General features: G+C 68.8%; 1 protein-coding gene. It reads right to left on the bottom strand.

All coding sequences use genetic code 11. From position 1 onward, the window contains the following. Window positions 1-65 precede the first annotated feature (65 nt). The gene (locus FL311_RS42090; RefSeq protein ID WP_141333236.1) at window positions 66-3,251 is read right to left on the bottom strand and encodes an efflux RND transporter permease subunit; all 3,186 of its coding nucleotides are present in this window, start codon (window positions 3,249-3,251) and stop codon (window positions 66-68) included. Between the last annotated feature and the right edge of the window lie 101 nt (window positions 3,252-3,352).

Here is a 3,352-nt window from a genome sequence, read left to right as displayed (position 1 = left end):
CAACACGAGAGGCCGCCTTCCCCCTGAGAAGACGGCCCCTCGACCCCCGACAACTCCTGAGTGACTCAGTGCCCTTCCGCCCCCGTCGCGCCGGCGGGGATGGCCGGGGCCTCCCGCTCCTCGCCGCGCAGCGCGAGCTTCCGGATGACGATGTAGAAGATGGGCGTCAGCACCAGGCCGAACAGCGTCACGCCGAGCATGCCCGCGAACACCGCCACGCCCATCGCCTGACGCATCTCCGCACCCGCCCCCGTCGCCACCGCCAGCGGCACCACGCCCATGATGAATGCGATGGACGTCATCAGGATGGGCCGCAGCCGCAGCCGGCACGCCTCCAGCGCCGCCTGCACCACCCCCATCCCCTCATCCTCCTGCGCCCGGGCGAACTCGACGATGAGGATGGCGTTCTTCGCCGCGAGCCCCACCAGCACCACCAGGCCAATCTGCGTGAAGATGTTGTTGTCCCCACCCACCAGCCACACCCCGGCAATCGCGCTGAGCAACGCCAGCGGCACCGTGAGCAGCACCGCCAGCGGCAGTGACCAGCTGTTGTACTGCGCCGCCAGGATGAGGAACGCCAACAGGATGGCCAGCGGGAAGACGAACAGGCCCTCCTTGCCCGCGAGCTTCTCCTGGTACGTCAGGTCGGTCCACTCGAAGCTCATGCCGGCGGGGAGCGTCTCAGCCGCCAGTCGCTCCATCGCCGCCACCGCCTGTCCCGTGCTCACACCCGGCGCTGCCGCCCCGTTGATGTCCGCGGAGGGATAGCCGTTGTAGCGCAGCACCTGGTCCGGCCCGAACGAGGGCGTCACGTCCACCAGCGAGGCCAGCGGCACCATGCCGCCCTGCGGATTGCGCACCTGCAGCCGGCCGATGTCCTCCGGCTCCATGCGGTGCTTCGCGTCCGCCTGCACGTTCACCTGGTACGTCCGACCAAAGCGGTTGAAGTCGTTCACGTACAGCGAGCCCAGGTGAATCTGGAGCGTCTCGAAGACCGAGCCCAGGGGCACGCCCTGCTGCTTCGCCTTCACCCGGTCCACCTCCGCGTGGAGCTGCGGCACGTTGATTTCAAACCCCGACATCAACCCCGTCACCTGCGGGTCCGTGGACGCACGCTGCACCAGGGCCTGCGTGGCCTCGTACAGCGCCTGCGAGCCCAGCCCCGCCCGGTCCTCCACCTGGAGCTTGAAGCCCGCTGTCGAACCCATTCCCGGCACCGGCGGCGGCGGGAAGATGGCCGCGAAGCCCTCCTGCACGCCCATGAACTTCCCCTGGAGCTTCCCCGCGATGGCCCCGGCCGACAGCTCCGGCGACTGGCGCTTCTCGAAGTCGTCCAGGATGGCGAACACGACGGCCGAGTTGGGCGAGTTGACGAAGCCGTTGATGGAGATGCCCGAGAAGGCCACCACGTTGGCCACGCCCTTCTCCGCCAGCATCAGGTCCGACATCTTCTTCACCACCGCGTCCGTCCGCTCCAGCGACGACGCGGGGGGCAGCTGCGCCAGGCCCACCAGGTAGTACTTGTCCTGCATCGGCACGAAGCCCGCGGGCACCTTCGCGAAGCCCAGCCACGTCAGCACCAGCAGCCCGCCGTACACCACGAGCGCCATTCCGCTGACGCGCACCACCCTGCGCACCAGGGACACGTAGCCCGAGGATGCCCGGTCGAAGAAGCGGTTGAACGGCCCGAACAGCCACCCGCCGAACGCCTTCTCCATGAAGCGCGTCAGGCCATCCTTCGGACCGTGGTGACCGCGCAGCAGCACACCCGCGAGCGCCGGGCTGAGCGTGAGCGAGTTGAACGCCGAGAGGATGGTCGAGATGGCGATGGTCAGCGCGAACTGCCGGTAGAACTGTCCCGTCAAACCACCCAGGAACGCAGTGGGGACGAACACCGCCGACAGCACGGACGTAATCGCGATGATGGGACCGGTCACCTCCGTCATCGCCCTGCGGGCCGCCTCCTTCGGACTCACGCCCTGCGCGATGTGCCGCTCCACGTTCTCCACGACGACGATGGCGTCATCCACCACGATGCCGATGGAGAGCACCAGGCCGAAGAGCGACAGCGTGTTGAGCGAGAAGCCCAGCATCTGCATGATCGCCGCTGTTCCCACCAGCGACACGGGCACCGCCGCCAGCGGGATGATGGAGGCGCGCCACGTCTGGAGGAACAGCAGCACCACCAACACCACCAGCACCACCGCCTCCAGCAGCGTCGTCACCACGTTGCGGATGGACGCGCGCACGAAGAGCGTCGGGTCGTAGGCAATCTTGTACTCCATGCCCTGGGGGAAGGCCTCCTTCAGCTCCGTCATCCGCGCGCGGATGCCCGCGGACACGTCCAGCGCGTTGGAGCCGGACGCCTGGCTGATGCCGATGGCCACCGCCGACTTCCCATCCAGTCGCGCTCGCACGGAGTAGGAGCTCGCACCCAGCTCCACGCGGGCCACGTCCCGCAGGCGCGTCACCTGCCCCTCCTCGCCCACCTTGACCACGATGTCGCGGAACTGCTCCTCCTCCGTGAGCCGGCCCTGCGTGGTGACGGTGAGCTGGAACGCGGACCGCTCGTCCGGCTGCTGGCCGATGACACCCGCGGCCACCTGCACGTTCTGCTCGCGGATGGCGGCCACCACGTCGCTCGCGGTGAGGCCCCTCGCGGCGAGCAACCGCGGGTCCAGCCAGACGCGCATGCTGTACTCACCCGCGCCCAGCACATTCACACTGCCCACGCCGGGAACGCGCTGGAGCACGTCCCGCACCTGGAGCACCGCGTAGTTGGAGAGGAAGAGCGGGTCCTGCTTCCCCTCCGGGGACACCAGGTGCACCACCATCAGCAGGTCCGGGCTCGACTTCTCCGTGAGCACGCCCAGCCGCTGCACCTCCGCCGGCAATCGCGGAATCGCGCGCGCCACCCGGTTCTGCACCTGCACCTGCGCGGTGTCCGGGTTGACGCCCATTCCGAAGGTGATCGTCACCGCCACCCGGCCGTCGCTCGTCGCCTGCGAGGACATGTAGAGCATGCCCTCCACGCCATTGATTTCCTGCTCCAGCGGCGCGGCCACCGTCTCCGCGATGACCGCCGGGTCCGCGCCGGGATAGGCCGCGCGCACCACCACCGTGGGCGGAGACACGGCCGGGTACTCGCTCAACGGCAGTTGGAACAACGACAGACCGCCACCAATCAGGAGCAGCACCGACAACACGGCCGCGAAGATGGGCCGGTCGACGAAGAAGTGCGCGAACTTCACGGCCGCGCCCCCTCGGCGTGCTCGGAGTCGGCCATGGCGACCAGCGTGGGCGCCACCGCCATCCCCGGCCTCGCCAGGCCCTTGAGCACCACCTTCTCACC

It is taken from the genome of Myxococcus sp. AB025B, assembly GCF_006518215.1.
GTDB classification, from domain to species: Bacteria; Myxococcota; Myxococcia; order Myxococcales; family Myxococcaceae; genus Myxococcus; species Myxococcus fulvus.
Note: the sequence above shows the minus strand (reverse complement) of the source record. Positions and strands in the feature narration are given on the sequence as shown.